This is a genomic window from Streptomyces sp. V4I8 (assembly GCF_041261225.1).
GTDB lineage: Bacteria > Actinomycetota > Actinomycetes > Streptomycetales > Streptomycetaceae > Streptomyces.
Window position 1 is genome coordinate 178,149 of sequence record NZ_JBGCCN010000001.1, and the last position, 21,724, is coordinate 199,872.

27 protein-coding genes and 5 pseudogenes are annotated in these 21,724 nt (G+C 68.1%); 18 read left to right on the forward strand and 14 right to left on the reverse strand.

Features of this window, described 5'->3' with window-relative positions; all coding sequences use genetic code 11:
• Nucleotides 1–5: 5 nt before the first annotated feature.
• The 3 genes and pseudogenes from ABIE67_RS00770 to ABIE67_RS00780 form a co-directional block, all read left to right on the forward strand.
• Nucleotides 6–668 (forward strand): annotated as a pseudogene (locus ABIE67_RS00770) (DUF4007 family protein); the annotation flags it as partial.
• Nucleotides 652–855, forward strand: a complete 204-nt coding sequence (locus ABIE67_RS00775) for a hypothetical protein (protein WP_370251856.1) — start codon at nucleotides 652–654, stop codon at nucleotides 853–855. The pseudogene ABIE67_RS00770 and the gene ABIE67_RS00775, both read left to right, overlap by 17 nt.
• Nucleotides 856–892: 37 nt before the next feature.
• A pseudogene (locus ABIE67_RS00780) lies at nucleotides 893–1,306 on the forward strand (ATP/GTP-binding protein); the annotation flags it as partial.
• Between the two features lie 183 nt (nucleotides 1,307–1,489).
• Here the strand turns inward: ABIE67_RS00780 and ABIE67_RS00785 are convergent.
• Together ABIE67_RS00785 and ABIE67_RS00790 are read right to left on the reverse strand one after the other, a co-directional pair.
• Entirely contained in the window at nucleotides 1,490–1,909 is a 420-nt protein-coding gene (locus tag ABIE67_RS00785; RefSeq protein WP_370251858.1) for a PIN domain-containing protein, read from the reverse strand.
• Nucleotides 1,906–2,145, reverse strand: coding sequence for a hypothetical protein (locus ABIE67_RS00790; RefSeq protein ID WP_370251860.1), 240 nt, complete (start codon nucleotides 2,143–2,145; stop codon nucleotides 1,906–1,908). The genes ABIE67_RS00785 and ABIE67_RS00790 overlap by 4 nt, the downstream gene beginning before the upstream one ends.
• A gap of 335 nt (nucleotides 2,146–2,480) precedes the next feature.
• Between ABIE67_RS00790 and ABIE67_RS00795 the strand changes: the two genes are divergently transcribed.
• The 6 genes and pseudogenes from ABIE67_RS00795 (at nucleotide 2,481) to ABIE67_RS00820 (ending at nucleotide 6,644) form a co-directional block, all read left to right on the forward strand.
• Nucleotides 2,481–3,041, forward strand: a complete 561-nt coding sequence (locus tag ABIE67_RS00795) for a recombinase family protein (RefSeq protein ID WP_370251862.1) — start codon at nucleotides 2,481–2,483, stop codon at nucleotides 3,039–3,041.
• Nucleotides 3,042–3,663: 622 nt separating this feature from the next.
• Nucleotides 3,664–4,254, forward strand: a complete 591-nt coding sequence (locus ABIE67_RS00800; RefSeq protein WP_370251867.1) for a recombinase family protein — start codon at nucleotides 3,664–3,666, stop codon at nucleotides 4,252–4,254.
• A 33-nt stretch (nucleotides 4,255–4,287) separates the two neighbouring features.
• Nucleotides 4,288–4,497, forward strand: coding sequence for a hypothetical protein (locus ABIE67_RS00805; protein ID WP_370251873.1), 210 nt, complete (start codon nucleotides 4,288–4,290; stop codon nucleotides 4,495–4,497).
• A 136-nt stretch (nucleotides 4,498–4,633) separates the two neighbouring features.
• On the forward strand, nucleotides 4,634–6,247 hold the full coding sequence (locus ABIE67_RS00810; protein WP_370251876.1) for an IS1634 family transposase: 1,614 nt from the start codon (nucleotides 4,634–4,636) through the stop codon (nucleotides 6,245–6,247).
• Nucleotides 6,248–6,322: 75 nt separating this feature from the next.
• A pseudogene (locus ABIE67_RS00815) lies at nucleotides 6,323–6,424 on the forward strand (recombinase family protein); the annotation flags it as partial.
• Between the two features lie 115 nt (nucleotides 6,425–6,539).
• Nucleotides 6,540–6,644: a hypothetical protein gene (locus tag ABIE67_RS00820; protein ID WP_370251880.1), complete on the forward strand. Its 105-nt coding sequence runs from the start codon at nucleotides 6,540–6,542 to the stop codon at nucleotides 6,642–6,644.
• A 130-nt stretch (nucleotides 6,645–6,774) separates the two neighbouring features.
• Here the strand turns inward: ABIE67_RS00820 and ABIE67_RS00825 are convergent, their stop codons facing one another.
• The 3 genes and pseudogenes from ABIE67_RS00825 to ABIE67_RS00835 all read right to left on the reverse strand — a co-directional run.
• Nucleotides 6,775–7,548 carry a hypothetical protein gene (locus ABIE67_RS00825; RefSeq protein ID WP_370251884.1) on the reverse strand — a complete coding sequence of 258 codons (774 nt, stop codon included), beginning with the start codon at nucleotides 7,546–7,548 and terminating at the stop codon, nucleotides 6,775–6,777.
• A gap of 31 nt (nucleotides 7,549–7,579) precedes the next feature.
• Nucleotides 7,580–8,266: a hypothetical protein gene (locus tag ABIE67_RS00830; protein WP_370251889.1), complete on the reverse strand. Its 687-nt coding sequence runs from the start codon at nucleotides 8,264–8,266 to the stop codon at nucleotides 7,580–7,582.
• 407 nt (nucleotides 8,267–8,673) lie between these two features.
• A pseudogene (locus tag ABIE67_RS00835) lies at nucleotides 8,674–9,261 on the reverse strand (transposase); the annotation flags it as partial.
• Here ABIE67_RS00835 and ABIE67_RS00840 point away from each other — a divergent pair.
• From ABIE67_RS00840 to ABIE67_RS00860, 5 genes are all read left to right on the forward strand, one after another.
• A complete protein-coding gene (locus ABIE67_RS00840) occupies nucleotides 9,145–9,435 on the forward strand; it encodes a hypothetical protein (RefSeq protein WP_370251893.1) in 291 nt (96 codons plus the stop codon). The pseudogene ABIE67_RS00835 and the gene ABIE67_RS00840 sit on opposite strands and share 117 nt — an antisense overlap.
• Nucleotides 9,432–9,788, forward strand: a complete 357-nt coding sequence (locus ABIE67_RS00845) for a PRC-barrel domain-containing protein (protein ID WP_370251898.1) — start codon at nucleotides 9,432–9,434, stop codon at nucleotides 9,786–9,788. Before ABIE67_RS00840 ends, ABIE67_RS00845 begins: the two co-directional genes overlap by 4 nt.
• A 34-nt stretch (nucleotides 9,789–9,822) precedes the next feature.
• Nucleotides 9,823–9,993 (forward strand): hypothetical protein, encoded by a 171-nt coding sequence (locus tag ABIE67_RS00850; RefSeq protein ID WP_370251903.1) that lies wholly within the window; start codon nucleotides 9,823–9,825, stop codon nucleotides 9,991–9,993.
• 328 nt (nucleotides 9,994–10,321) lie between these two features.
• On the forward strand, nucleotides 10,322–10,696 hold the full coding sequence (locus ABIE67_RS00855; protein WP_370251906.1) for an STAS domain-containing protein: 375 nt from the start codon (nucleotides 10,322–10,324) through the stop codon (nucleotides 10,694–10,696).
• A complete protein-coding gene (locus tag ABIE67_RS00860; RefSeq protein ID WP_370251910.1) occupies nucleotides 10,693–11,334 on the forward strand; it encodes a hypothetical protein in 642 nt (213 codons plus the stop codon). The genes ABIE67_RS00855 and ABIE67_RS00860 overlap by 4 nt, the downstream gene beginning before the upstream one ends.
• Before the next feature lie 152 nt (nucleotides 11,335–11,486).
• On the opposite strand, the gene ABIE67_RS00865 is transcribed toward ABIE67_RS00860, so the two are convergent.
• From ABIE67_RS00865 to ABIE67_RS00880, 4 genes are all read right to left on the reverse strand, one after another.
• Nucleotides 11,487–12,266 carry a transposase family protein gene (locus ABIE67_RS00865; RefSeq protein WP_370251912.1) on the reverse strand — a complete coding sequence of 260 codons (780 nt, stop codon included), beginning with the start codon at nucleotides 12,264–12,266 and terminating at the stop codon, nucleotides 11,487–11,489.
• Between the two features lie 138 nt (nucleotides 12,267–12,404).
• Nucleotides 12,405–12,578 carry a hypothetical protein gene (locus ABIE67_RS00870; protein ID WP_370251915.1) on the reverse strand — a complete coding sequence of 58 codons (174 nt, stop codon included), beginning with the start codon at nucleotides 12,576–12,578 and terminating at the stop codon, nucleotides 12,405–12,407.
• Between the two features lie 365 nt (nucleotides 12,579–12,943).
• Complete coding sequence (locus ABIE67_RS00875) at nucleotides 12,944–14,665, reverse strand: IS1634 family transposase (RefSeq protein WP_370251919.1); 1,722 nt, start codon at nucleotides 14,663–14,665, stop codon at nucleotides 12,944–12,946.
• Nucleotides 14,666–14,714: 49 nt separating this feature from the next.
• Complete coding sequence (locus ABIE67_RS00880; RefSeq protein ID WP_370268023.1) at nucleotides 14,715–15,851, reverse strand: fatty acid desaturase; 1,137 nt, start codon at nucleotides 15,849–15,851, stop codon at nucleotides 14,715–14,717.
• A 570-nt stretch (nucleotides 15,852–16,421) separates the two neighbouring features.
• On the opposite strand from ABIE67_RS00880, the gene ABIE67_RS00885 reads away from it, so the two are divergent.
• Nucleotides 16,422–16,547: a hypothetical protein gene (locus tag ABIE67_RS00885; protein ID WP_370251924.1), complete on the forward strand. Its 126-nt coding sequence runs from the start codon at nucleotides 16,422–16,424 to the stop codon at nucleotides 16,545–16,547.
• A gap of 24 nt (nucleotides 16,548–16,571) precedes the next feature.
• On the opposite strand, the gene ABIE67_RS00890 is transcribed toward ABIE67_RS00885, so the two are convergent.
• Nucleotides 16,572–17,492, reverse strand: coding sequence for an IS3 family transposase (locus ABIE67_RS00890; RefSeq protein ID WP_370268024.1), 921 nt, complete (start codon nucleotides 17,490–17,492; stop codon nucleotides 16,572–16,574).
• Here ABIE67_RS00890 and ABIE67_RS00895 point away from each other — a divergent pair.
• Nucleotides 17,430–17,633, forward strand: a complete 204-nt coding sequence (locus ABIE67_RS00895) for a hypothetical protein (protein ID WP_370251929.1) — start codon at nucleotides 17,430–17,432, stop codon at nucleotides 17,631–17,633. The two genes, ABIE67_RS00890 and ABIE67_RS00895, sit on opposite strands and share 63 nt — an antisense overlap.
• 152 nt (nucleotides 17,634–17,785) lie before the next feature.
• Nucleotides 17,786–18,458: pseudogene (locus tag ABIE67_RS00900) on the forward strand (IS256 family transposase); the annotation flags it as partial.
• A 32-nt stretch (nucleotides 18,459–18,490) separates the two neighbouring features.
• Here ABIE67_RS00900 and ABIE67_RS00905 read toward each other — a convergent pair.
• The gene (locus tag ABIE67_RS00905; RefSeq protein ID WP_370251558.1) at nucleotides 18,491–19,792 is read right to left on the reverse strand and encodes a transposase; all 1,302 of its coding nucleotides are present in this window, start codon (nucleotides 19,790–19,792) and stop codon (nucleotides 18,491–18,493) included.
• Nucleotides 19,793–19,986: 194 nt separating this feature from the next.
• Between ABIE67_RS00905 and ABIE67_RS00910 the strand changes: the two genes are divergently transcribed.
• On the forward strand, nucleotides 19,987–20,457 hold the full coding sequence (locus ABIE67_RS00910; RefSeq protein WP_370251934.1) for a single-stranded DNA-binding protein: 471 nt from the start codon (nucleotides 19,987–19,989) through the stop codon (nucleotides 20,455–20,457).
• A gap of 7 nt (nucleotides 20,458–20,464) precedes the next feature.
• Here ABIE67_RS00910 and ABIE67_RS00915 read toward each other — a convergent pair whose 3' ends face one another.
• From ABIE67_RS00915 to ABIE67_RS00925, 3 genes are all read right to left on the reverse strand, one after another.
• The gene (locus tag ABIE67_RS00915; protein WP_370251939.1) at nucleotides 20,465–20,788 is read right to left on the reverse strand and encodes a DUF3024 domain-containing protein; all 324 of its coding nucleotides are present in this window, start codon (nucleotides 20,786–20,788) and stop codon (nucleotides 20,465–20,467) included.
• A 4-nt stretch (nucleotides 20,789–20,792) separates the two neighbouring features.
• A complete protein-coding gene (locus ABIE67_RS00920; protein ID WP_370251944.1) occupies nucleotides 20,793–21,065 on the reverse strand; it encodes a helix-turn-helix domain-containing protein in 273 nt (90 codons plus the stop codon).
• 340 nt (nucleotides 21,066–21,405) lie between these two features.
• Entirely contained in the window at nucleotides 21,406–21,672 is a 267-nt protein-coding gene (locus tag ABIE67_RS00925) for a transposase family protein (protein ID WP_370251948.1), read from the reverse strand.
• Nucleotides 21,673–21,724 lie beyond the last annotated feature (52 nt).

Sequence of the window (21,724 nt, forward strand, 5' to 3'; positions counted from 1 at the left end):
CGGCGTTCAAACCCACCGATGAGATCCGCCACGGGCCCGGCACGGCCAGCGACGTGGTCCCCACCGCACGGAGCTCGTGGCTGCTCAACGAGGACGGCGCCGACCCCTACCTGGAGCAGAACGGCAGCCTGTTCCTGCTTCACTGGTGGCTGCTCGCTCCCCCTTGCCTGGTGGCCACCTGGTGGTACGCCTTCTGTCTGTCGCCGTTCTCCCATCTGAAGCCGGACCTTCTGAGCAACGGGATACTGCGCGCGGCCGCCGTAGCGAACTGGAAGCGCGCTCCCGAGGCCGCCACACTCCACCGCGACATCCGGCACCTGATCCGCATGTACACCCCAGGCAGCGTGCACGAGCAGCCGCGCACCATGCTGGAGGACCTGGCCGACCGCCCCTTCAGCGCCCTGGGAATGATGAGCGTCGCAGACGACGGCAGTGTCCATATGAGCCCTTCGGCCGACGCCCGGGCTCCGGCCGCGGTGGTGACGTACGCCTGCCTGGACTACGCCTCACGGTTCACGCCAGCAGCGGGCAGCATCTCGACCAGGCCGACTTTTCCACGACGACGCCGGGCCTGGGCGCGTACTGCGGCTCCAGCCACCCAGCCTCCGACGCGCACTGAAGTCCATCGCAACACGGCATCCGGAGGTGCACGTGACGGACACCGGTGACGGCACCGAGGCCCTCACGTTCACCCGCCCTCCGCTGGCACTGGCCTGGGATGTTCTCGACGCGAGCTACGGGCACGTGCGCCGGCGCCTCGATGTCCACCCCGAGCAGGACGCCCAAGGGCCGGCCGACGCCCGCTCGGACGCGCAGCTGGCGTTCGACGAACCGGCAGCACCGAACAGCCGCTGACCGCTCGGCACAACACGTGCAAGCGCGCGTGGCACCGCGGTGCCACATCCACGGCATGACCCAGCTGCTGGCCCGCCTCCCGTCCGCGGTGCGGCTGTCCCTGGTACAGAACGCGTCCACCCTGGCCACGACCGCCGGTTCGAAGTCTGCGATCGCGCCCATCACCGCAGAGTGGGGCGACACCCCCAGCCCCGACCGGGTCGCCACCATGGAACGGTTCGAGCACTACGTCTCCATGACCGTGCACGGCCGCCGTATCGGGCCCATCCAGCTGCGCGGGCCCCATCTCAATGACGTCTTCGCCGCCCAGACCCGCCCGAAGGACGTACCCGCGCTGGAGCGTGCCGCCCAGGCGAACTCTGGGGCGCTCCCACTGAACCAGCTCACCGACCGCGCCGCCGAACAGCTCGGCCGTGTCGCTGCCTTCCTCGCCGAGCACTCCCCTGCCGGCGGTGCTGCTGTCGACGGTCACACGCCACGTCGGGGCGTCCCGAAAACCGTCCCGAAACCATGGCGAGGCCGGGTTGGTTTCGGGACAGGTTTTCGGGATGATGGTCGAACGGCTTGTGACTCGACCGATGTCAGCTTCCGAAGGCAAGTGCACGGATGACCGGAGTCGAGTGCACGTCTCGATTCAGCGGATCAGCGTGACCGGGGTGCGGAACAGGTCTTCGAGGTCCTTCCACGCGGTATCCGCGGTCAGTACCGGTAGCGCGAGGCGTTCGCCGACCGCGATGCAGATGCCATCCCCCAAGGACAACGCCGGGGTGCCCCTGCTGCCGCGCTCGGCATAGGAGGCGGCGATCAACGCGGCGGCCCGCCGAGCGTCGGCCTCGGTGAGCGTCTCTTCGAAAGCCAGGCCGACGGCGGCCAGATCGGATGTGAGCTCGGCCGGACCGCGCAGGTAGCCGCGCTGCTCGGCCCGGCGGACGACCTCGGCGAGGTTGGCCGTGGTGATGGCGCCGCCGGTCAGTGCCGGGTCGACGATCTCGGCGCCCTTTTCGGAGAAGAGCCAGGCCAGCACGGCGGAGGAGTCCAGCAGGTAGGTGGTCACGCGGGTGTCTCTCCCGGGGCGGGCTGCTCGGCGCGGGCGTCGGCCGCTTCCTCCTCGGCGGCGTCCGCGCGGGCCTCGGCGGTCGCATCCCACTCTCCTGGCGGGGCGGCTGCGCGCAGGCGCCGTTTGACCGCCTCGACGGTCTCAACGACCAGGGCGCCGTCGTCGGTGGCGCGGATGACGTACTCGGCGCCCTCCGTGATCCCGGTGGAGCGCTGGAGTGCGGCAGGGATCATCAGTCTCCCCCGCTGCCCTACTCGTCCTCGGGTGGGCCTGTGCTCGTGGGTGGCCTCAGTCATACCGTAAGGGTAACAAGTTTGGAATGTGCTCACCATGTCTAATTTGAGGGCGCAGGTGGAGAGCAAGGGCTCGATATCGAGCAGTGGGGCACTGCGGGCGGGCGTGGCTCACTGAGGTGTCCATTTGGCACACCCCAACGCGACGACAGCCGCACTCCGAAAGAACGTCAGGATAGAGTCCCGGGCGGGGTTTCTTGACGCCTGTCCGGTAGGGCTATAGAGTCCATCCTGACACTTTTGAGGGTTGATCAGTTCCCGAGGGGAGCGCGCGGATGCGGGTCGGGTACGTAAGGGTCAGCAGCGTCGACCAGAACACCGTCCGCCAGCTCGACGGCGTGTCGGTCGAGCGCGTCTTCACCGACAAGGCATCGGGCAAGGACGCCGCCCGGCCGAAGCTGGAGGAGCTGATCGCGTTCGTGCGCGAAGGCGACACGGTGCTGGTGCACTCGATGGACCGGCTCGCGCGCAACCTGGACGACCTGCGCCGCCTGGTGCGGATGCTGACCGGCAAGGGCGTGAAGGTGGAGTTCGTGAAGGAGAGCCTCGCCTTCACCGGGGAGGACTCGCCCATGGCGACACTGCTGCTGTCGGCGATGGGCGCGTTCGCCGAGTTCGAGCGCGCCCTGATCCTCGAACGTCAGCGCGAGGGGATCGCCGCGGCCAAGGCGCGCGGCGTCTACACCGGACGCAGGCCCGCGCTCACCGACGAGCGTGCCCGCGAACTGCGCGAGCGGGCCGCTGCCGGCGAGCGTAAGTCCGCGCTGGCCAAGGAGTTCGGTATCAGCCGCGAGACCGTCTACAGCTATCTGCGCACGGTGCCTGTCCCGGAATGAAGGTCGTCCGATCGATGCTTGAAGTACCACCATCGTGGATGATCAGGCCGTACTCCTGGAACTTCGCGCTGAAGCCAGTGAGCGGGATTCAGCCTCTGAGACCCCAGCGACGGGAGCGGTCAGCACCCCGCGCGCGACCACCGCCTCCTCCGAACCGTGCACGCGTCTTCGGCCAATTCCACCGTAGTGCAGGCGACTTCGGCATGTCTGGCGGTTCGCAGTTCCCTGCACGCGGCGACGAAATCCCAGCTCATCAGTGCACACGACTTCGAGCACTCACAACCGAGGGGGATGAATGCGCGGTGTGGCCCGAGTTGGGATTTTGCTCCTTGTATGGGGGATGATGGCCGTGGTCCTGATGTGGTCGGTGGATGATCTCGGACTCATTGACCTGGCAGCCGAAAAGGAGGCCCTGAGTCCGCTGCTGCTGACCGTGTCGGGAGTAGGTGCCGTGTTGCTCGTTGGGCGCGGGCTCCACTGGTGGGTCACGGCCGGCAGGTACCGGCGGTGAACGAGCTGGACGAGGCCGCACGCGCCGCGTTGGCCGAACAGCGCGAGTTGCCCGCGGTGCGAGGTTCCGCCCGGCTCGCCGTGCCGCACCCGTACGGGCACGGTGGCGACCGTGTACCACAGCGTGCGCTACGACGTGCCCGTCCTGCGCTCCGGGCCGCCCATCCGCATGCCCAAGGACCGCTCACCTGGCAAGGCCTGGCGCCCCGGCCCCGACCTGGCCGACCAGCCAGCGCCCGTCGACCGGCCCGGGGACCGGATCGGCTACGCCCGCGTGTCCACCCGCGGCCAGGACCTCGAGACGCAGGAACGGCTGCTGAAGGCCGCCAAGTGCATCGAGCCCCTCTACGTCGAGACGATCAGTACCCGCCAGCCCGACCGTCCGCGGTTCACCGCGGCCCTGGCCGCCCTGCGCCCGAACGACATCCTGACCGTGACGTTGCTCGACCGGCTCGGCCGCAACACGTTGGAGTTGATCACCTCCGCGCAGGACATCGAGCACCGGGGGAACCGGCTGGAGATCCTGCAAGGCCCCCTTGCCGGCATCTACGACCCGCGCGGAGCGGGGAAGATCGTGTTCGCCACGTTCGCGGCATTCGCCGAGGCAGAGCGGGAATTCATCCGGGAAGCCGGGACCGGCGGAACACACGGCTGGGGCGCGAAAGTTCGCGGGCGCCGGTTTCGTGTGCCAGTGCGCCGGTGAGGGACAGACCCGGCGGGCGGCACGCTGGTGGGCATGGTGACATCGCCGGTCGGCCTCGCGGCGCTGGGGAAGCTGACCGGTTCCCAGCGTGAAGGAGTGATGCGCCGGTTCGCGGTGTTACGGCCTCATCTTGAGGACGGGGTCCCGCTGGCGCGGGCCGCCGCCGAGGCGGGCGTTGCCTGCCGGACCGCGCAGTGGTGGCCGCCACTCCCGCTGAGTGGGCGGACGCTGACAGTCCGCTAGACCCGTACTTCGCGGGTCGTTGATTCGTATGGTGTGACCGGTCCGGGGTGTCCTGGGCCGGGGGTGTGGCGTTGGGTGGGGTGTGTCGATGACTTCCCGGTCCCCGCGGCCACGGTCTCAGCGTCAGCGTCTTGAAGTGGCGGTGACGTCCGTGGTGGAGAAGCGTCTGGGCGCTCTGCCTGTCGCTGCCGAGTTTCTGCGTCGGCTGGATGTCGCCGGGATCGTCGACGAGGTGTGTCCTGGTGGCGCGAGTGCGCTGGTGACGCACGGGCAGGTGATCGAGGCGTTGGTGGCCAACCGGCTGACGTCGCCCGCGCCGTTGGTGCGGGTGGAGGACTGGGCCAGGTGCTGGGCAGTGGAAGAGGTCTTCGGGATCGAGCCCGCTCTGCTCAACGATGATCGTCTGGCCCGGGCACTGGATGCGATCGCTCCGCAGCTGGAGCACATCGCGGGCACGGTCGGGGCGCGGGCGATCGGTGAGTTCGGGATCGATGTGGCCCGGATGCACTGGGACATGACCAGCATGTCCGTGCACGGGGCCTTCCCGGTCGAGGGTCAGGAGGAGGACTTCCCCGTCATTGGCTACGGGCATCCCAAGGACCGGCGCTTCGATCTGAAGCAGGTCCAGGCCGGGCTCGCGGTGTCGGCCGACGGCGGCATCCCGCTCCATGCCCGGGTCTTCGGCGGTGGTGCGGCCGAGGTCAGCCAGGTCGTCGGCGCGATGAAGGACCTGCGGGCCATGGCCGGTGAACGCGACTTCCTGATGGTCGCCGACTCCAAGCTGGTGTCCTACTCCAACGTCCGTGCCCTGCTGGCGGCCGGGGTCCAGTTCATCGCCCCGGCCCCGGCCGCGCAGGTCAAGGACGAGGTCTATGCCGCTCTCGATCCCGCGCAGGCCACCATCGTGGACTGGACGCCCAACCGGGAGGCGGGCAAGCCCGCCGAGCGGCGCGAGACCTACCGCGTGCTGGAGGACACCCACACCCTGACCGGGCCCCGCAAGAGCGATCCTGTGCTCACCGTGCGACGGATCCTGGTCCACTCCACCGCGAACGCCGCCGGCCAGCAAGCAGCCCGGGACAAACGCCTGGCCAAGGCCGCCCAGGACCTGAACAAGCTCACCGCTGCGGCCGGCGGACGCCACTACAAGACCCGGGAGAAGATCGTCGCCCGAATCGGTGTCATCGCCGCCAAGCGCCGTGTCACCTCTTGTCTGCGCTGGACCGTCACCGATAACGAGGACGGCACCCCGGTCCTGGCCTGGCACTTCGACACCGGCGTGCTGAAGGCGGAAGCCGTGGTCGACGGCTGGTACGCACTGCTGACGTCTGTCCCCGCCGACCAGGCGGACGCTGGGCAGACTCTGATCCACTACAAGGGCCAGGGCGCGGTCGAGCGCAGATACCACGACTTCAAGGGCCCGCTCGCGGTCGCGCCGGTCTTCGTGCAGCACAACCGGCGCGTTGCCGCCCTGATCCAGGTCATCTGCCTGGCCCTGCTCGTCTTCTGCCTGATCGAACGGCAGGTCAGACGCGCGCTCGGCCCCGAGCAGACCATGAGCGGCCTCTACCCCGACAACCGCCGGGTCCGCCCCACCGGCCGCATGGTCTTCTACCACCTCGGCGAACTCACCCTGCGCATCGGCAACATCACCGACCCGCCCACCGTCCAGATCACCCGCGGCGTCCAACTCCACCTCCTCGACCTACTCGACACCGACATCGGACAAACCCGCTGGCCACAGACCTGAAACGGTGACCCGCGAAGTCCGGGGCTAGATGCCTTCCCAGCGAACTCCTCCGGTGCCCGGGTCGGGTACGCGGGCGTGTCCACGAAGGGGCAGCTGCTCGATCGGCAGATCGCGGCCCTGACCGCGGCCGACTGCGTGCGGGTCTTCGCCGACAAGAAGGCGGGCAAGAACGCGGAGCGCGAGGAACTGTGGAGGTGTCTCGACTACCTCCGGCCCGGCGACACCCTGGTGGTGGCCCTCCCTCGACCGGCTGGGCCGCTCGATCCAGGACCTGATCTCGATCGTCTCCGGGTTGCGTCAGCGGGGCATCGGCTTCCAGTCGCTGCACGAGGCGCTGGACACCACGACCCCGGGCGGGCCGCCTCGTCTTCCACGTGTTCGCCGCCCTCGCGGATAACCCCTCCACCTGCCCTGCTCCCGCACGGCCTGCGGCATCCTCGTCGGCTGCCGCTTCTCGCCCACCGGCCCCGCTTTCCCGCGCTGTCCGTTCACAGGTCAGCCCACGGTCAACGGAGGCCAGGGAACGACTACCTGATGAGCCCGCCCACCGGCACGATCAACGCATCGGCCCGGGCCCCCAGCTTCGCGGCGACCAGGTCGCGCAGCGGCCCGTACACCTCATCGTTGAGATGAAGTATCTGCGACCCGCGGAAGACTTCGGCACCGGCATGGAATTCCATACGCAGCAGCCGCCCGATTTCCGTGGCTTCACCCTCGACCCGGAAACGGAATCTGCCGAGCCGCACGGTCACAAGACCGTCCACCTCGTCTACGGCGACAACCTGGAAATTCCCGGCACGTTCGGCATGGCTCTCCTTTTCGAAGAGTTCCGCCGCCGGGTTGTCATCGGGCAGCGCCGTGAGGACCTTCAGCGCCGCGGTCACCCGTTCCACCGACGGCGCATCGGAAATGAGGGCGAGCACCTTCAGGATCACGGGCCCTAGACGATAGGGGAATTTACGGGGCTTGTGCCGGGCGAGCCCCTCATTTTCCTTGATGACCCAGCCGACCCGTTCGAGGGTTTCCCCGTACGAGCGGTACCAATTCTCTGCTTCTGCATGCCGGTCGTACTTCTTGTTGGCCACCAGCTGGGCCAGGAGAACGGAATGAAGCACATCCCTTCTGTGCCCCTCGGAAACCTCGGCCGAGAGGACGACGAGAGCGCCGCCGTCGACCGCGGCACCCGCACCGCCCCGCGGGACCGGGAGCAAAGGGCCCGGTGGTACGGGTTCGGGCCCCAGGTCCCAGTCCGTCATCGCGTCCAGCGCCGCCAGGCGCTCGTGCTCGGACTTGTCCATCACGAGGTCAGGTTCCGGATGTCCGTCCGGCGCCCTAGATCTCCAGCTCGTCGATGAACTTGTCGGCCTTGTCGCCGAGCTTCTTGATGATCGCCTCGCGGACCTGCTCGTACACGTCCTCGTTGAGCGTCATCGTCTGCCGGGACTGGAACATCGTCGTGCTGGAGCGCGGGAAGCTGAAGAACAGCACACGCGTGACGCGTTCGTTGGTCGTGAAGTGGAACGCGCCGATCTTCATCACGACGGTGTCGCGCGCCGAGACGCCGCACGCCGCGATCTGGAAGTTGCCCAGCTTCTCGCTGTGCGAGCTGCTCTCGAAGAGCACCACGCGACGGTCCCGGTCCGGCAGGGCCTTCAGCGCCGCGATGGCGGCCTTCGCCACCGTCAGTTCGCCGCCCGTGGCGATGGCCTGGAGCAGCGCGATGACGGCCCGGTCCACGGTGAACCGGGAGCCGGCCACCGAGAGCTTGGCGAACGAGAAGGACGGCACGACCCAGCCGACCTGCTCGAGCACCGACCGGTAGAAGCCGTACCACTTGTCGGTGTCCTTCTCCCGATCGAACTTCTTGTTCGCCGCGAGCTGCGCGAGCAGCGTGGAGTTGAGGACATCGGACTTCTGCTGGCCGTTCAGACCGTCGGTGAAAGCGACGACGGATCCCGCGACGACCGCAGCCGACTCTTCTTCCGCCTGCAGCGCCACGCCTGCGGGGAAAAAACTCATTTCCGGAAGATCGAGCTCGAGACCATCGATGAACTCGAGTGAATCAGCGAGCTTTTGTTTCTGTTCAACTTCAATGTCGGAAGACGTCACAACGCCCCCTCTGCCGAATACCACTGGGCGCCGCTCATCGGCGCGATAAATTGGCAGGGCGAACCCCGCTGATGCTCCTTGGATGCAGGAGCAGTCCCCCCTCATCGGTCAGTGAAAATCGTCCAGCGAAATCCACTGGGGAGTGCCATACTATGCCCGCCCATGGAACCGTCAAGAGCACGGAGAGGTAATGACCAGGAATCGCCCCGAACATATTTCGGGGCGGGTCGGGTGCGAAAGGAAAAGACCCTTGGGGCTTAGGGGGTCGCAGCCACCGCACGCGACGACGGGGACTCTGGAGAATCTCAATGACCGTGTCAAGCCGCCTGCGTGACCGGCGGGGTGGAGGTGAACAGCCTCTTGTCACGCAGCATGGCCCACAACACGTCGACTCGGCGCCGGGCGAGCGCCGGCAGGGCCTGGGTGTGGATCAGCCCTTCGGCGCGTTTCTTGAGGTAGTAGTCCCGCGACGGACCCGGCCGCATCATCGCGGACTGCGCGGACATGTAGAACAGCCAGCGCAGGCGTCGGTTGTAGCGTTTGGGCCGGTGGTAGTTGCCGGTTCTGCGGCCGGAGTCGCGCGGCACCGGGGCCAGGCCGGCGTGCGAGGCCAGGCGGCCGGCGTCCTTGTAGCCGGACAGGTCGCCGACGATGGCGACGAACTCGGCGCCCAGAATCGGGCCCATGCCGGGCAGGGACTCGATGATCTCGGCACGGTCGTCGGTGCGGAAGGTCTCGCGGATCTCCCGGTCGTTGGCCTTGATCCGCTCGTCCAGGGCCAGGAGCTGATGGGCGAGGTCGCAGACCAGCTTGGCCGCCCGCTTCTCACCGGGCAGGGCGGTGGCCTGGGACTGGGCGGCCTGGACGGCCTTGGCGGCGATGTCGTCGGCACCGCGGACCTTGCGGCATCGCCGACCGGGTCCGGCTCATCAACCGGCTGCGCGACCTGCTGGATACCGCGGGCGGATCTGGGTACCCCGGCCGTACTGCTGCGGGAAGAGGCGCGACCCGGCGGGCTGCCGCTGTCCACGGATAGGCCGGCACCGGCCCAGATCAACGGCCCAGGAGGCAAACCATGATCCATGCAGCCGACATCCGCGAGTGGCGCAACCACAACGTCGTCGACCCCAAGGACCACAAGATCGGCGTCCTCGAAGCGATCTATGTGGACACCACCACCGACGAACCGGCCATGGCCACCGTCCGCACCGGACTGCCCACCCGCCACCGGTTGGCCTTCGTGCCCCTCGACGGCGTGACCCTGGGGCCGGACTACGTCAAAGTCTCCTACGCAAAGGCCCTGGTGAAAAGGGCACCCGCGGTCGGCATGGACGACGTCCTGCCCGCCGAGGCAGAGAAAGCGATCTTCCATCACTACGACCTGTCCTACCAGACCGGCGCAGACGGCGAGAGGCAGCTCGCACGCCGCTGACCGCCTGCGCTCAGCCCAAGGAGGCGTCCGCGTCATGGTCCTCTTCCTGCTCCTCGTTCTGGTCGCCATCGCGCTGGGAATCATCGGAACGGTGACGGAGGGGCTCGGCTACCTGCTGCTCATCGGCGTCGCGCTCTTCGTGGCTGCTCTGGCCTTCATCGTCATGCGCTGGTCCCGGCGTTCCAGTCGCCACCCCATCCGATGACGACCAGCCCGTGGCCTCGGTGCCGAACACGGCCAGGGCTGTCCCTGCACCGCTGTCATCCGTCCCCTCGAACCACCTCGCCGGGTCCACGATGTGCGGCGGCCCTCCCCGACCGCATCGCCACCCGACGTATCCGAACTCCTGCCACAGGTCCGGGTCTTGAGAGCTCTTTCCGTCTCCCGCCCCGGCGAATCCGGGACTACCCTCACAGCAGGACGTCGACGTTCCAGACCCCGACGGCGCGTTGCTGCCGAGCACACAAACTTGCCGGGCTCTCAGCCGCAATCGCTGGTCTCCGCCCCGGCCGTCGCCCGGAACCGGAGGCGCCATGTCCCTGCCCCATCTGAACGTCCAACGGCTCGACGAGCGCAGCCGGGCGCTGATCACCCTGGCCGGTGAGATCGACCTTGAGACGGTGCCGTTGGTCAGCGTGTCCCTGCGGGAGTGCCTGTACGAGGGTACGTGCACGATCGACATCGACCTGACGGCCGTCACCTTCTGCGACGTGAGCGGGCTCAACGCCTTCCTGCACGCTTCCTGGCAGGCCACCACGGCAGGCGGCGCCCTGCAGCTGCACCACCCACCGCCCTCGCTGCGGCGGATCCTCACCCTCACCGGCTGCGCCTTCCTGCTGGACGGCACACCGGCGAACCGCACCGGGCGCGCGCCCACCGCGCGCGTGTCGTCGGCAGGTGCGCGATGACGGCCGCCGGCTCCGGACCGGGCCATGAGCGCTCCGCCCTGGATGCGGTGCGCCTGCGCCGCCTGAACCGCTGGCAGGCCGAGACGCTCCGGGAGGACCTGGCGGATCTGTACGTCGAGTCGTCGGACGCCGCGACCGGCGAGACGTACCGCCGCAGGGAGGACTTCCTGCGGCGCCTCGCGGACTCCGTACGGCGTCCGGGCTTCTCGATGCTGGTCGCCGAGACGACCACCCTGGCGGGCTGTGCCTTCGGCTTCCCCATAGCGCGCGACGGGTCCTGGTGGCTCGGCTTCAAGGGTGACCTCCCCAGGTCGGTCGAGCAACTGACCTCCTCGGGGCACGCCTTCGCCATCACGGAGATCATGGTCCACCCGCACGAGCGCACAGCCGGTCTCGCCCGGCTGTTGCAGACGCGACTGCTCGCCGATCATCACGCCTCGCTCGGCGCCACCTTGGTGGACCAGGCCGATCACAGGGCCCACGCCGCCTTCCAGGCGTGGGGGTGGGAGGACATCGGCCAGGTCCCCAAGCCCTCCGATCCCGCGGTGCTGCGCGCCCTGGTGCTGCCCCTGGGCGAGCGCGCGGAGGGCCGTCCGGACGGCCTCGCGCACAACGCCCGTACACAGCGCCCCGAGTAACCGGAATGAGACGGACAGGCACGGGAGCAAGCGGGTCGATGGCGTGCGGCCCACTCCTCCGCGGGCACCTTCACCTGCTGGGCGGCGTACGACACCGCCGGCACCGGGATCTCCCCGGCGTTCTCCGGGAACCGGGAGGCTTATTCACGGGGTCACCAGCCGTTCTTGTAGAAGGCGAGGGCGGTGACGGTCTTGGCGACGAGGGGGAACCGGGTGAGAGGGCCGCGATAGCGAGTGGCGAGGACCTTCCAGTCCTTCAGATGTGCGATCGCTCGTTCGACGGCGGCGCGGAGCTTGCCGATGCTCTGGTTGAACACCTTGTCTTTGACGGGGCGTTCCTGACCGGGTGGCTTGCGGCGGGCGGTGAGCATGCCGGAGCCGGCATAGCCCAGATCCCCCATGCTCTCCCGGTCGGCGAAGGCTTTGGGAAAGTGGGACTGGCGCCAGGCGTACATGTCGTGCCGACTGCCGGGTACCGGCGCGGAGACGGCGAGCAGGTCCCCGCTGAGAGTGGCGGCGACCTGCAGGTTGAAGCCTGTGTCACGATGCTTGCCGGAGAACATCGTGGTGCCCTCGCTCGCCCAGTCCCACGTGGTGACCAGGGTCCCGTCGACCAGGACGATCCTGCCGTGTGAGGCGTCGGCGGGGTCGGGCACATGCTCGGCCAGGGCCGTCTCCACCACCGGGAGCAGCGTGGTCCACCGGCGCGAGACGGTGGCCTGGGAGATGTGGAACAGTTCCGCCGCCGCTTGCTGGACGGGGTTCTGCCGCAGCAGGAACAACACCAGGACCACGGACTTGTACAGGCCCAGCGCCCACATCCGTCCCGGCACCACGGGCGGATCGGGGTCCTCCACCAGCATCGTGTGGACCCGGACCACCAAGGCCTCCAGTTGATCCGCTTCCAGCCCTGTCGTAACGTTCCAGCTCAACGGCCCTACCCCGGTGGAAAACTGACGTCGTCGCAAACGCCAGGCTACCGAGCAGGGCCGTCTTGCTGATCAAGAAACCAAGCCCGTGAATAACCCTCCGGGCCTCCACCTCGAAGAACTTCAGCAACAACGCGAAGCTTAATCTTCAGCCTCGGAGCCGGACTTGGCTCTGACCTGGGTCGTTGTGTGGTGGCCGGGACTGCTGGTTTCACCCGAAGAAGTGACGGCGGCGGCCCGCTGCTGTCCGAGCACGCGGGCGAGCTGGTCCCTCAGTTCGCGCACTTCCGCCTCCAGCTGACGGTTTCGGAGCATACCGCGACGTCCTTCGAGCCGCTGCGGAGTGTCAGACGCAGATACTGAAGGCGAGCAACTCCCTACACCTACACCACGGAGGCGACGCGGAGGTGGCGGAACGGCGCCAGCGTCGGGACGCTGCCGTGGAAGTCCACAACAGATTCTGGGCAGCGAAGTCAGCTCTCGATCTCGAAGCTCCGGCAGCAATGAGAGATCAGGTGACAGAACTTGCTCAAACCTTCACGGGACTCTTTAAGGCCGGGACGCTGGCCCGGGTTCGACGTAATTCGGCGGCCTGGAGAGTCGAAAGTGGGGCCTGACCTGCGGGGGCATGGGTGTGGCCGCCTGGAGGGCGTGTCTCTAGGCGGTGGTGTTGTGGCTGGTCAGCGCGGTGTGGGCTGAAGGCCGGCGATCTGCGTGGGGGCGGGGATGCCGAGCTTGGCGAGCAGGTCCTGCTGGGGCTTGGTGGGGGTGGTGACCTGCTGGAACGTGCCGGTGGGGCCGGTGAAGGTGCCCAGGTGGAGGCGGTCGAGCTCGCGGCGGATCCTGGGCCAGGTCTCGCCGGTGGCGGTCTCCGCGATGCGGATGAGCAGGAGCGCGAGCCAGCACAGCAGGACGTGGGCGCGGATGCGTTCCTCGAGCCGGTGGTAGACCGGCCGCAGGTCGATGACCTGCTTCATGTCCCGCCAGCCACGCTCGACTTCCAGGAGGGCCTTGTAGCCGCGCGCGATGTCCTCGGCGGAGAGCTTGGGGTCCGAGCAGCGCAGCAGGTACTTGCCGTCGCGGTTCTCCTCGGCTTTGACCTTGGTCTGGTCGACGCGGAGCTTCCCGGCGGGGGTGATGCGCAGGTAGCGGTTCAGGCCGGGCTTGGCGGCGATCTTGCCGCGTAGCTCGCCGCGCTTGAAGTCGCTGAGCTTGTCGGTATCGGCGATCAGCTCTTGGAGTTGGGCGACGAGTTGCTCGCGCATGTGCTGGTCGCGGTCGGCGGCTTCGGGGTTGTGGCAGATGACGAACCGTTCGGTGTCGCTGATCCGTACCTCCTTGACGCGCATGTGGCCGGTGATGTCCTGGTAGCGGCCCTGTCGGGACAGGGCCTGCTTGACCTCGGGGGATGTGGTGCGGAGCTTCTCGCCGATGATGTAGGCGTCGGTGCCGCTGCGCAGGTAGCGGCGGTTGCGGTCAGATGAGAAGCCGCGGTCGGCGACCCACACGATCTTGGAGAGGGTCCAGTCGCGCATGTCGTCCTTGACCTGCCGGATCAGGGTCTGGTCCGAGGCATTTCCGGGCCAGGACCAGACGCGGACCGGGATGCCGTCGCGGGTGACCGCCAGGCCGATCACGATCTGGGGCAGGTCGTCGCGGGAGTCCTTCGACTTGCCGTGCGTGCGGAACCCGGCCGGCTTGGCCGCGTCCCCGACGTCCTGGCCCTCGTCGCCGGCGTCGTCCCGGCGGTGGCCCTTCTCGTCGCGGGCGACGGACTCGTCGGGTTCCTCGAGTTCGAAGTAGGTGCTGGTGGTGTCGAAGAACAGCAGGTCCACTTCCAGGTTCAGCAGGTTCGCGACCTCGTCGAAGACCTGCTTCTCCAGGTCGTCCTTGACCTCGTGGAGCCAGTCCATCGCCCGGTAGCAGGACTGCTCGCCGGCCTCGGGCAGCGAGTCGATGTGCACGTCGTGGGTGATCCACTCGGCGGCGGCGAGCTTCGAGGACGGGGCCAGCGCGCGGTTGGCGACCAGCGCGAACAACACCCGCTCGGTCGCGGTCATGTCCCGGGGCCGGCCTCGCTTGGGCTGCCCGACCCGGCCCACGATCTTGTCGATCTTCAGGCGGTGCCACAGGTGGTCCAGGACATAGGCGCCCCCGAACGGCACCGAGCCCGTGTACTCCAGCCCCGGTGCGGTGTTCGCCGCCAGGGCTTCGCCGGGCTCCAGCAGCCGGGACAGGGACGCGACGAGCCGCCGGATCGCGTCGCGGTCCAGCTCGTCCTCGCGGCCGAAGGTGAACAGTACCTTCGGCACCGCCCGGCCCTTCACCGGGTCCCACTCGTTGTGGGCCAGGTGCAGGTACCGCACCGTCCCCGACTTGTTCTCCCGCTTCGTGGTCCTCACGTACACGACTCCAGACCATACGAGCTATGGCCAGGCCAGCGCAGGGAAATCAAAGAAGTCGTGTCTCTAGGCATTTTCGGGTGCGGCTCCAGCCGAGGCCTCCGTGACCAGCGGCTTCACCCCGTCGCCGCCTCCAGAACCCCCGAATTACGTCGAACCCGGGGCTGGCCTTTCGGAGTGGCGTGCCGGCACGGTGGAGGCTGGCGAGTGCCAGCCGGTACGAGGTGATCAGTCCCGTCTCCGCATAGTCCACGCCCAGGTCCCGGCAGTACCACCGGACGATGGTGCGGGCCTTGCGCAGGTTGGGACTCGGCATGCTCGGGAACAGGTGATGCTCGATCTGGTGGTTCAGGCCGCCGAACACGAAATCCGTGAACCGGCCCCCGTTGACGTTGCGCGAGGTGAGCACCTGGCGGCGGAGGAAGTCCGGGCGGTTGTCGGCCGACAGGATCGGCATGCCCTTGTGGTTGGGCGCGAAGACGGAACCGAGGTAGACGCCGAACAGGCACTGGTGGACGGCGAGGAAGGCGAACGCCATACCGGGCGGCAGCACCCAGAACAGCGCGGTCAGGTAGACCGCGCAGTGCGCGAACAGCAGGCTGCCGTCGAGTGCCCGGTGCTTGAGCCGGCGGTTGGCGATCGCCCTGCCGCTCGCCACGTGCAGGTTGAAGCCCTCCAGAGTGAGCAGCGGAAAGAACAGGAACGCCTGCCAGCGGCCGAGCATGCGGGGCAGTCCACGGGCGGCACGGGCCTGATCCTGAGACCAGACGAGCAGGTCGGGGCCGATGTCGGGGTCGAGATCCTCGGTGTTGGGGTTGGCGTGATGACGGGTGTGCTTGTCCTGCCACCAGCCGTAACCCATCCCGATGCAGGCCCCAGCGATCCGCCCGGACACCTCGCTCGCCCGGCGGCGGCGGAACACCTGCCGGTGGGCCACGTCATGGGCGACCAGGGCCACTTGGCCGTAGAGGACGGCCATGAAGGCGGCGACCGCCAGTGTCCACCACGAGGGGCCGACGAGGACGAACGCGGCCCATCCAGTGGCGTAGAGCCCGGTCACGGCGGTGATCCGTACCGTGTAGTAGCCGGGGCGGCGCTCCAGCAGCCCGGCGCCCGCGATCTTCCTCGACAATCGGGCGAAATCGCTGCCGGGGTTGTCGGAACGTGGGTGCGGGGACCGTGACAGTGGTCATGAGGCGAAGCTCTCTGAGAGGCGGGAAGACGGTTCGGAACGGTGCCTGCGGGGGGCCGTGACCGGGCGGGTACCGGACGGGCCTCTACGGCGGCACATGCTCACGAAAGGCACGGGTTCCCCGCCCGGTGCGTGCCCACACGCCCATGCGGACCAGGCGCCCGAGTCGGAAACGGTCCTCAGACTCTGATGGGGATATTGGAAAGTCCCCACCCCCTGCTCGGGGTGACCCCACTCCGGCTCAGTGGATCTCCCCACCCACAGGTCACCTGACCTGCGGACGGGCGCCACAAGGGAGGGGCCGCCCGATAGCCAGCCAGGTCCAGGGGCGGGGCGGACTGTCCAGGGTGGCCGAAGGCCATCGCGGAGCAACGCCGAAGGCGCCCTTGACCGGCCGGCACGGCCCGCACACTCCACGAGCGGGCGGCCCCGGCCGACAACGCGCGCCCCGCTCGTTGAAACTCCCCACTCCGTTGAACGCCGGAGCGAGTGGGGCGACGAGCATCCCTGGTCGTTTTCAAGAATCCCCATCAACTCCCCGCCAGCCTCGCTCGCGAGTACGACGTGAGCCGCGGCGCCATCCGTACCGCCGTCGCCGATCTCCTGCCCGAATACACGGCCGCCGACCAGGACGCCCCAGCTCCGGAACTGCCGGTCCTCCTCAACATGCCGGGCAAGGTCGCAGACTGAACCGCCCCGGGTTCCATAGAGATCTCAGACTGTGGTTGTGACCTGGGGTTTCGTGAGTTCCGTGTAGTAGTTGGCTTCGTATTCGACGGGCGGGACGTGGCCTATCTCACCGTGGAGTCTTCGGTGGTTGTACCAGTCGGCCCACTCGGCGGTGGCCAACTCGACCTGGGAGAGCGTCTTCCAGGGCCGCTGGGGCTTGATCAACTCGGTCTTGAACAGGCCGATCGTGGACTCCATCAGGGCGTTGTCGTACGCGTCACCGACGGATCCGATGCTCGCCGCGATGCCGGCGGCGTCCAGGTGCTCGGCGAGCTTGAACGATGTGTATTGCGACCCGGCGTCGGAGTGATGGATCAACTCTCCGGGCTGAATGGACTGTTGGTCGCGATCGCGTTGCCAGATGGCCATCTCCAGGGCGTCCAGGACAAAGACGGTCTCCTTCACGGTGGCCGCGGACCAGCCGACGATCCGGCGGGAGAAGGTGTCCACGACGAACGCGACATAGACGGTCGCAGACCAGGTCTTCACATGGGTGAAGTCCGCCACCCAGCACCGGTTCGGAGCCGCGGCGACGAAGTCGCGGTCGACCAGATCGGGGGCCCGCTGGACCTGTCCGCCGGGGATCGTGGTGATGACGCGTTTGCCGCGCACCGCGCCCTGGATACCGAGCTCGCGCATCAGGCGCTCGACAGTACAGCGGGCCACCGCATGTCCCTGCCGGTTCAGCTCTCGCCAGATCTTCCGGGCCCCGTAGACACGGTAGTTGGACGTATAGACGTCCTGGATCCTCTCCTTGAGTGCCTCGTCACGCACCGAACGGGCGGAGGGCGTCTGGAGGCGCTTGTTGTGGGCGTAGTACGTGGAAGGGGCGATCTTGCAGTCGTGTGCGGTGAGCGTCCTGCAGATCGGCTCGACCCCGCCGAAGCGGTCCCGGTGCTCGTCGATGAACGCTACGAGCGCGTGTGTGGCCGGTCGAGCTCGGCCGCGAAGAAACTCGCCGCGGCCTTCAGGATCTCGTTCGCCCGCTTCAGCTCGGCGTTCTCCTTCTCCAGCGCCTTGAGCTGGGTGGACTCCTCCCCGTCGTGAGGCTGTTTACTCCTCTGTGTAAGAGGTGATCTTGCTGGGTGCTGGTCGGGCCCCGGGTGACACCAGGAATGTGACGCACAGTGAGTGACCTGATGAACGAGTCCAGCCCGCACGCCGAGTCCGCAGAGCCGCGTGAGGAGGCGTCGAGGCGGCTGGCGGGGGCTTTATCGCCGGCGGCGATCGACCGGCTCCTGGCTGATGCGGAGGCGGCCGGGGTCGGTATTGACGGGGCCGGCGGGCTGCTGCAGCAGATGATGAAGGCGGTGCTGGAGCGGGCTTTGCAGGTGGAGATGGCCGACCATCTCGGTTACGAGGCCGGGGACCCCGGCAGGCCGCGGCTCGGGCAACGCCCGCAACGGCTCCTACCCCAAGACGCTCACCACGGTGGCCGGCCCGGTCACGGTGGACGTGCCCAGGGACCGCCGGTCGGAGTTCGAGCCAGTGATCGTACCCAAGGGCCGGCGGCGTCTGGCCCAGGTCGACGACATGGTGCTGTCGCTGTACGCCCGTGGCATGACCACCCGCGACATCACCGCCCACCTCAAAGAGGTCTACGGCAGCGAGGTGTCCCCGGCCCTGGTATCCAGGATCACCGATGTGGTCGCGGACGAGATAACTGCCTGGCAGAACCGCCCTGTTGACGACGTCTACCCCATCCTCTACATCGACGCGCTGACCGTGAAGGTCCGCGACAGCGGCATGGTCACCAACAAGTCCGCCCACCTGGTGATCGGCGTCGACGTGGACGGCATCAAGAACGTACTGGGCATCTGGCTGCAGGACAGCGAGGGCTCGAAATTCTGGCTGAACGTGCTCACTCGTGTTTGTAGCGAATGGTGATCTTGGGGTGGCGGGCTCTACGCCGCGGCTGCTTCCCAGGCGCGGATGACCGCGGCGATTTCATCGGGACCGGGTTGACCTGCAGGGTTGTGAATATGGCGGGCGGCGATGATCGTCCGGCGAAGCTTGATCACCATGTCGCTGAACGCCGGGGTCGCCTTCGTCGCGTACCAGGGCTGTCGTGCGCGCCGGTCGGCGATGTCGGCGGGGTGGTGCCCGTGGGCGGCGTACCAGAGGACGACGATGGTGTAGACGGCCAGGCCGAAGGGGACGGTGCGCTCCACCGCGCGCCGGGTGCGGTTGCGGGCCTGGCCGACGCCGAGATCCTGGCGCATGTGCTCGAAGATCGATTCGATCGGCCAGCGCGTGCCGTACCGTTCAATGAGGTCGTCGGCGGGACTGACCAGGTCGGTGCTGATCAGAGCGAGGTCGTACGGGCGGGTCGAGTTCAGGTCGCGGATCAGGACGAGGCGGACCGGGAGGTCCTTGAAGGCTCCGTACCACAGGCATTCCCTCTCGGTGATCCACACGAACTCCATGCGCCCGTAACGCTCCACGACGGCAAGGCGCCATGTCGCCGTCTGGGCAATCGCGGTCAGTGAGCCCAGCGCCCTGCCCTTCTTGCGGGGCCGTCCCCGCTTGTTGGTCTTGGGCGGGGTCGGCGCGGACAGGGCGGCGTTGCGCGGGAGTCGGGTGGTGAAGGTGACCGACGGGGGCAGGTCGGCGACCTTGCCGGAGTGGTAGGCAGCGTCGCCGGTGACGTGGAGAGTGCGGCCGGGGAAGAGCGCGGCCAGGTCGTGGACCATCTCCAGGGCCAGGTCGGTGCGGGAGGCGGTGGCCTTGCCCCGCCACAGCCGGGCGGCCACCGGCACAGCGACCGGCTTGGCGAGGAAGGGCAGGCGGACCACGACCGCGCAGATGACCCAGGTGTTGCCGAACCCGAGCTTGTCCTTGCCCCGCCCGGAGCCGTCATGCGCCCACAGCGCCCCGAAGACCTTCCTGCCGACCCGGTGCAGCAGGGTGTCGTCGACGACAGCCAGGATCGGCGCGTCCGCTGGGAGCAGGGCTTCGACCACGGCTCGGGCCAGGCGCAGGCCGAGCTGGTCGGGATCCCACGAGGCCTCAGAGAAGAAGGCGTGGGCCCTGCGGTGCGGCCACAGCCGCGACAGTCCCGCCCCCGTCAGCATCCCGGTGACCGTACGCCGCCCCGTCTGCGCGGCCATCCCGGCCACCAGATGGCAGAACGTCTCGAACGAATGCTTCGTGAAACACGGACGAGTGACCTGCAGAACAAGCAGCAACGACGCCGGTAACGTCATCCCCGGAACCATCAGCGGCAACTTCCTCGCTTCGAGGCGGTTGGATCAACACCGCTGATGGTTCTTCACGTTCAGCCTGACGTTCCGCAAGCCACTCAGCGGGCTCACCCGAACAGGGAAGCCACTATCTGTTCAAGATCACGATTCTCCGCAAAGTCGAGACTTCGGCAGCAGACGCAAAAGGGGTGGCGGGCATGGCGGGCGAGACGCTGGTGACAGTGGTCGGCAACCTGACGGCCGACCCGGAGCTGCGGTTCACCGCGGCTGGCGTCCCTGTCGCCGGTTTCACCGTCGCCTCCACCCCACGGGTGTACGACCGCGACCGCAGCGAATTCACCGACGGCGAGCCGCTGTTCCTGCGGTGCTCACTGTGGCGGGCGGCCGCGGAGAACGCCGCCCAGTCCCTCACCAAGGGCATGCGGGTCATCGTGACCGGGCGGCTCAGGCAGCGCACCTTCGACGACAAGGAAGGCCAGCGCCGTACCGCCGTCGAGATCGATGCCGAGGAGATCGCGGCGTCTTTGACCTACGCGACGGCGACCGTCACCAAGACCTACCGCCCCGGCGCGGTTTCCCAGAGTGCAGCGGCACCCGCGCACAGCCAGTCTCCCGGGCCGGCTCAGCAGGCCCAGCCCACGGCGCCCGCCGAGACCTACCCGTTCTGAGCCGGTCTCAGCCCCAGAAGGCGTTGCGGGGATCGTCCAGCACGGCCAGAGCCTGATCCAGTGACGGAACAGCCGGCAGGTGATCGCAGGGGTACCAGCGGCCGTTGCGGTCCGCCCCGTCCACCAGCCAGCCCGCATCGGTAGACCGCAGCCGGGCGACGCGGCGAGAGGTCCATTCACCGACACCGTCCCATGGAGCCCGCTCCTCGGTGATCACGGCAGTGCTGCCGCGCACCACGTAGCCCACAGCGACCTCGGCTCGTGCGTGTTCGGGAACCTGCTGCCCGGCCCATTTCTTCAGCCGGGCCCGGTCCGTCTCGGAGATCTTCACACCCCTACCCTACGTACCCGACGCCAGCGCAGGTGTTCCCGCCGGCTTCCTGCCGGTCCGCGTTCTGGGCGCGTTCCAGGACCCGGTACACCGTCGCCCGGGACACCGAGAAGATCTCGGCGAGGTCGGCAATGGTGTGCTCGCCACCCCTGTGCTGCTCGACGAGGTGGGCCTGCTGCCGGGCTGAGAGTTTGGGCTGCTTGCCTACCGAGCCGAAATGACCGAACGCTTCCGCGCCTGGAACCAGGTCACCGGCTGCCCCGCGACCGTCTGACACCGGCCGACACACGGGAGAAGCACGCCCCGACACACCCTCAACCCCCAGCCACCCCCAACAACGTGACAATGCCGGTGCGCGAGGACAACCTGCGGGCGCACCGCCCGCAGGAGCCCGGACCGCACCGCGGCCGGGAGGCCGGCCACTGAGTGGAACCTGATGCCGCGCACCCGATGCCATGGTGCGCACCGGCGATGCCCGGCTCCACTCCACCGAGTGGAGTCCACCGGCAGGGAGTGAGCCTCCGCCAACTTGAAGTTGCTGGTCAAAGGGCTGGTGTGACTGGTGCTCGGGGTACTCGTGCTGATGGTGGGCGGAAGCCCACGTAGAAGATCATCCGTCAGCGGTTGACTTCGAGGTTCGTCAGGACGAGCAAGGCTCGAAGGAGTTGGGTGGCGCGGGCGGGGTCGGTGCGGAGTTTGGTGAGGATCCGCCAGTTCTTGAGGTGGGCGAAGCCGTGTTCGACTGGTGCGCGTCCGACGGCGAGGACGCGGTTGGCCTCTTTCTCGCCCGGGGTGAGCTTGTGGGTTCGGCTGGCGGCGTAGCCGGTGACGATTACGGGGTCGAGGATGTCGTTGTCCAGGCCGCGGAAGCCGAGGTCGGCCAAGGCTCCGAGGCCGACGGCGCGGGGGCTGCCCGCGACGGATTGCCCTTGCCCC